The sequence below is a fragment of the Bacteroides faecichinchillae JCM 17102 genome, assembly GCF_000614145.1.
GTDB lineage: Bacteria > Bacteroidota > Bacteroidia > Bacteroidales > Bacteroidaceae > Bacteroides > Bacteroides faecichinchillae.
In genome coordinates this window covers 1-6,755 of record NZ_BAKK01000085.1, presented here as the reverse complement: position 1 = coordinate 6,755, position 6,755 = coordinate 1, and the positions used below count along the sequence as shown (strand labels likewise).

Here is a 6,755-nt window from a genome sequence, read left to right as displayed (position 1 = left end):
AAAGGAATTTCGCCTGACTACCCTTCAATATGTATTTCAACGTATCCCATCTTCTGGAACCATCCTCATAACGAAAAAATCACAATCTTGATCTTTCAAACAGGTCATAAGAAACTCTGTTCAAGTAACAGAAAGATTCTATTTAGATCCCTTCTGAAACAGCCTCTGCCTTGTAACGAACAAAAAGACGTTCAAAATCATTGTAGCTATACATTGCCTTTTGTTTTAAAGCTACAAAATTTTATTTTTATTCTTAATATAATACGTCAAAATTGGCTGCTAACAGATATCATTTTGGGACGTATACTGTTTATTTTACTATATAAGTATCTCAAAGGTTACTATTGTCTTAATATTTTACTTTTCAACACACTAAGCAAAGAGATTCTACGATCCAATCCTTTTAACGAAAAATACACAGAAAAAGCAGCTACAATGCCACCAATAAAATAGGTCTTTAAAGATTCTTTTAATACAAGAGCAATAATTAAAGCAAATATTACTAAAAGCAACTGCGGTACAAATAATTTTCCAAAAGATTTACTAAATGTAAAGCCGAATTTTTTATGTCCTACTATGTAAAGTTGAATTGTGTAAATAAGAAAATATGCAAGAGTAGCTATACCTAGACCTTCTAATCCCATAAAATAGAAACCTAAAAGTTGTAGTGGCACCTCATAGAATTTAGCTAATATTTCATTCTTAATAAACTGTTTCGCATCGCCTCTTGCTATGAAATTATATGAGATAGACCAAGAAATAGCTTTAAACAAAACACCTACTGCAGCCCAAATAATATATAAATCCGCATCTAAAAATTTTTCAGAATATATCAATCTTACAAATAATGGCATAAAGACAATACATAAAGCTATTAAAGGAGCAACAATAAGAATAGCTATTTCTATTTGGTGATTAATAATTGTATTTCCCTTTTCAATATTCTTATTCACTGCAGCTAATCTTGGATAATAATCTGTTGCCATTGCTGTAAAAACTAGACCAGTATATGTATTAATGATTGTAAAACCAGCCGCAAAAAGTCCAACATCATCAATACCACCCTGGGTTCTTATAAACCATCTTAGCAAATAAGATATACACATGGTCATAATATTACTCAATGCCATCGTAGCTCCCATCTTCATTATAACTTGACCATCGACCACTGCCTGTTTTATCGTTACTTTTTCTTTTTTTACTTTTACCTTACTAACATAATACCATGTAATCAGTAGTGTGGTAAATGCTGTTAATATTAAAGTTGGGACAATTCCTTTAATACCAAGCCAATAATAAAGAGGAACTGAAACAATTAATCCAACAGTTGCACCTATTGCAGATGATTTTGCTAAATAACTTAATTTTCGCATTCCTTGAAGAATCACTTTTTGGGCTGCACTGATTTGATTCAGTAGCAGAACAATACTCAACAGAATAAAAGGAATTGTATAATCATTGTTTCCAAAAGTCAATTTGCTCCAGTATGAAGCAAATACTAACATAGATAGCATTCCTAATAAGCCTGTAATCCAAACAAGTTTTTGTATAACAGCTACAATATGAGTTATTTTTTCAGTACACCCAGATACATTAGCTGCACTTACGTCTCTTACAGCACTCTGTTCAAGTCCAAAATTAGTAAAGCCTTGTATAAGACATATAGTACTTTGATAGAGGCCCATAATTCCCATTCCTGTTGTTCCAAGAAGAACTGCAATGAATTTAGTTTTAATAATGCTAAGTAGTATATTATACACCTGAACTCCACCAAACAATGATGTTGACTTGAAAATACTTCTATAAGATTGAGTTTCCTCTATATTAGCATCTTTTACTTCCGAGGATATTTTCATAATAAAATTCTTCTTTTTAGTTAACTAACGTTTCAAAGAGGTTTTATGCTCTTTTAGATGAGTACTGAAAACATTTATCCACTTTTGTAAGCACTCCACGCCTTCCACATCACTGAAAATCAGTAAACCAGAGATTCGAACATTTTAAATTTAACTTTGATTTAACTATTATCAGCATGAAACAACTGATTTCATCAGTGTTTCGTAGTTTTTATTTCCGGACATTATCTCATGGTACACATAAGTGAGGTATCCCTTGATGTCAAAGAGATACATCTTTACAGTTTTAATAATATAAAAAAAGACTAAAGCAATCCCCTTACCTTTTACTGCTGAAGTAAGAAGAGTTCTTGCGAGATGCTGTAAATGAACGTACGCATGTTCCTTCACCATGTTATCTATTGTATATTCCCTTCAATAACGATATTCAAGTAAGTTATTCCATCCGTTCAACATATAGACAAGAGCTGTGTCTATCATCTTACCGTAGTGGTATCTCGTTTCCTGTTACATCTTCAAAACTTTTTTTTCTTAAACCTTTCAATATCTCATCGACATTGTTTTTTTCTTCGTTTTTTATTTGTTTCGCACTCAACCTCCACATCAGACATTCAACCCCTATCAAGTATAACCGCCCTATCTGTTCAACAAACCACAAAGCCTCAGGAACTTTAGCTATCTGAAAAAAAGCATATTTCCCCAAACGCATATAGCTCACATTATTGATACGCCACAATCGAATACCTCCGTTTAGCACTAACATAATTCCTCCAACTTATCAATGAGCAACTTCAAAGGGGGATAGTCTACATTCTGGTGCTGTGTGGTCAGATCATTGCTAAAGGCGATACCAACTTCTGTTTATCCAGCATGAAGAATTGGAGGTAAGTACACTAATTGTACGACTATCCTCTTCGTTATCATCAACCTCATTCCCTATCATTTCAACAGGAACAATATCGACATTCTTGTACCATCTCTCAAACAGGTTATAAGGGACTTTGTTGGAGTGGTAGAAAGACTCTATCGAGATCCCTGCCGTTCCGACCTTTGGCTTGCAACAAACAAAAATACGTTCAATAACCACTTCCTGTTATCTTCATAATATTTTTCTTATTGGTGAATTTATTTTTCACCTAAAGAGTCTCCTTTGTCCAAGACATCAAACCGGGAGTTTTTAGAAATAAACTCCGGGACAATCCTCTTCATTAAAGCAACTGTATTCATTATCTCTACATTACGAGCAAGATTCTCAAAATCAGCATAAGCTTCTAACACGTCATCATACTCATAACGACGAACTTTAGCGATCTTGATCTTCTTATTGGAAGTTGGAAGAGTGTTCTCCTCAGTACTCAATAATTCTTCATACAACTTTTCACCGGGACGTAAACCTGTAAACTCGATTTTTATATCCTCATCTAAGCGATAACCGGCCAACTCAATCATACGGACAGCAAGATCTACAATCTTCACTGGTTCTCCCATTTCAAAGACAAAAATCTCATTACCCTGCCCCATCATACCGGCTTCCATTACCAAACGACAAGCTTCGGGAATAGTCATAAAGTAACGAATGATATCAGGATGAGTTACCGTCACAGGCCCTCCATTCTCAATTTGTTCTTTGAAACGGGGAATTACGGAACCATTACTACCTAGTACATTTCCAAAACGGGTAGTGATAAATTTAGTCTTACCTTTGACCTTGCCTTCTTTAATAGCAGTTCCCAAGCTTTGGACATAAATTTCAGCCAAACGCTTAGAAGCTCCCATCACATTCGTTGGATTGACCGCTTTATCCGTTGAGATCATAATCATCTTCTCTGCTTCATATTCCACCGCCATTTCTGCGATCTGACGAGAACCAATTACGTTCACATAAACGGCCTCGCAAGGATTCTCTTCCATTAAGGGAACATGTTTGTAAGCAGCAGCGTGGAAAACGATTTGGGGATGGTATAGGTCAAAAACCATACGTATGCGTTGTTTCACACGAACATCACCAATGACAGGGACAAAATCAATATTAGGATATTTCTTCTCAAACTCCAAACGGACATTATGAAGGGGAGTTTCAGCAGAATCAAACAAGATTAATTTACGGACTCCAATCTGAGCCAACTGACGGCACAACTCACTACCAATACTTCCAGCTGCTCCTGTTACCAAGATAGTCTTATTACAATATTCGGAAGCAATCTCTTGCATATCGATTTTGATTTCTTCACGTCCCAAGAGATCTTCTATCCGAATGGGACGAACAAATTGATGAAAGAATCCATCCGTATCGGCCTCACTGATAGAAGGAGCTATCATTGTTTTGATACCGCTACTTTTACAGTATTCAAGCAAGCGATTTTCTTCTTCTTTGATGGATTCATTACGAGCAAACAGAATGCCCTGAATATGATGTTTTGTTATCAGAAGGTCAAAATTCTCTTTATTACTAAAAGAATAAACCCGAGAGTCCACCAATATTCGACGACTATGGTCAGGACTATAGATACAAAAGCCCGCTATTTTATAATGGGAACTATTACGCAAACGGGTTTTAAGAGCAACACTTTTGTCATCAGTGCCATAAATTAAGATCTTTGTATCTGTTTTACGGACAATACCAATTAAGGATTCATAGGTGACAATGACTAAGACTCTCAGACCTATCAAAGTGACTAAAGTTAGCATTCCGTCAGAAATGACAAATACCAGATTCTGACTGCCGAATAATTTATCCCCCTTAAAAAAGAAGAAAACAAAAACAGCCATGCAAGCCGTTTTAAACAAAACACTGCAAGTGATACGCCACAGGTCCTTTATCTCGGAATAACGAATCGTATTACGGAATGTATTGAATATCAGATCTCCGACTACACTTGACAATAAAGCAACAGCTATTACCTTAATCAATTGAATCGCATTCCACTCTATACCTGTAATGTAATGAATGCCGACAAATGTAAACAATGTACATAAACTGGCAATAATTGTATCTACCCCCAAAATTAGCCAGCAACTAAAAAAATTCCGACTGGTGTATTGAAGGAACTTTTCCAATGATTTCTTCATGATGATATATCTATAGATTCCCCTTTAAACATTATATTAGTTCTTTCTTTAGCTTATCCAAAAGATCTTTTGCCCATAGCTTCCACACTGACGTGACAACTACAGCCAAGAATACAAAAAGTATCACATACGCCTTCTTTCCCGTACCAGAAGGTTGTTGTGGAACGACGGCAGGTTCTACTATCGCAAACACAGGTTTCTCTTCCTGAACTTTTGCTCGGGCTACCTGCAATTGATTAGCAACCTGACTATAAACCTGATAGGCTAAACTCATATCATTCTGTAAACGTTCCTGTTCAGCACGAACACTCTGAAGAATCAAATTATCATGAGTATCTACATAAGTCGCATACTTCTTCTGAGCAGTATAATACTCGTCCTGACGCTCTTTAAATAGTTTCTCTAAATATATGCAATCTTCCTTAGCTTTGGAAGTACGATACCCCGTTATACATTCCTGTAATTTATGAACAACCGAATCTGCAACAACTGCGGCAACCTTGGGATTCTGAAAAACCACAGAAACACTAGTCATGGCTGTTTTATTGTCTACTGTAGCCGATATATTTTTCTTTAAAGCATCTATTTTTTCTTTTTCTTCTTTGGTTAATGTAATCGTCCCGGATCTCATTTTATCAACAGTACTCTCTTCATTGTCAACAGTAAATAATGACTTCACACCACCTATTACCATACCGGGCATACCAAAGACATAGCTCCACCAAGGAGAAGACTGTGTATCCAAATAAGATGTCAAAGTTGTGTTCTCGCCTTTATTTGAAACAGGAACATTGATCTCTAAAAGTTCCAATAAAAAAGGTGTAGAAGACACAATATCAGACGAAAGAGAGGCATTCAATGCATCCATACCATCACCAACTGTTGCTCCACTACCTAAAAAAGAGGCTGCAAGTCCGGCAAGCCCATTGTTTCCTTTAGAGTTTCCCATTTCGGGAGATAAGGTAACTTGAACAGTATATTGTTTCGGAATACTTAAAGCAACTATAATGCCTATGATTAATCCTATCCCGGCAGCTTTATACAAAGTCTTGCGGATACCGATTATTTTGCGTAAGATATCCATCAGATCAATTTCCATTTCATCTGCTTTTGATGTGTTGGAAACAGATGGGGTTTCTTTATCTAGTTTCTGTTCTGTCATAATAGGTATCTATTATTTCTTTATCAAGTTAGCAATAGAAGCAATCATCATGCCCAGAGAACTGAAAGAAGTGGCATAACCCAAAATCTCACCCATATTAGTACGTTTCTTCGACTTGCTCGGAACAATGATCTCACAACCGGACTCGATCTGTTTCTTGCCATTACCTTTTACCTTAGTCACCTGACCATTCATGTATACGATAAATTTCTTGCTCTTCTTGGCATTGTCTGAATAGCCACCAGCTTGATTCAAATAATAATTAACATCCTTACCTTTTAAGTAAGATACTGTATTTGGCACCATTACAGCACCGTTGATAGTGACTGTATTTGTATTCTTCGGAATGGAAATTACATCACCCTCACGTAGAACAAGATCAACCGAACTTTTAGGATTAGCTAATGCTTTCTCCAAATCAATGCCTACAGTAAAGGTATCCTCAACATCTATTCCCAAAGAATCAACCATCGCTTCACCCAACTGACGACGCATCAAACGAACCACATTCGCCATACGTTTTTTCTCATCGGCATTAGCTATACGAGTCAGTTTGGCACCACGCAGATAAGCGTAATTTGTAGCACCGCCAGCCTTATTCACCAGATCTGAGAGACGTTCCTCACGACTGGTCAAGGCATAAGTACCACTAAACAATATTTCACCCT

The 6,755-nt window shown here is 36.3% G+C and carries 6 protein-coding genes; all 6 read right to left on the bottom strand.

The window, feature by feature from the left end; all coding sequences use genetic code 11:
- Positions 1-341 precede the first annotated feature (341 nt).
- Positions 342-1,856, bottom strand: coding sequence for an oligosaccharide flippase family protein (locus JCM17102_RS20450; protein ID WP_025076505.1), 1,515 nt, complete (start codon positions 1,854-1,856; stop codon positions 342-344).
- Positions 1,857-2,337: 481 nt separating this feature from the next.
- A complete protein-coding gene (locus JCM17102_RS20440; protein WP_025076503.1) occupies positions 2,338-2,619 on the bottom strand; it encodes a hypothetical protein in 282 nt (93 codons plus the stop codon).
- 75 nt (positions 2,620-2,694) lie between these two features.
- Complete coding sequence (locus tag JCM17102_RS30125) at positions 2,695-2,943, bottom strand: hypothetical protein (RefSeq protein ID WP_081800246.1); 249 nt, start codon at positions 2,941-2,943, stop codon at positions 2,695-2,697.
- 38 nt (positions 2,944-2,981) lie between these two features.
- Complete coding sequence (locus JCM17102_RS20435) at positions 2,982-4,925, bottom strand: polysaccharide biosynthesis protein (RefSeq protein WP_025076502.1); 1,944 nt, start codon at positions 4,923-4,925, stop codon at positions 2,982-2,984.
- Positions 4,926-4,956: 31 nt separating this feature from the next.
- A complete protein-coding gene (locus JCM17102_RS20430) occupies positions 4,957-6,087 on the bottom strand; it encodes a chain-length determining protein (RefSeq protein WP_025076501.1) in 1,131 nt (376 codons plus the stop codon).
- A 12-nt stretch (positions 6,088-6,099) separates the two neighbouring features.
- On the bottom strand, positions 6,100-6,755 hold a 656-nt coding region (locus JCM17102_RS25235), incomplete at its 5' end, for an SLBB domain-containing protein (protein ID WP_033887201.1).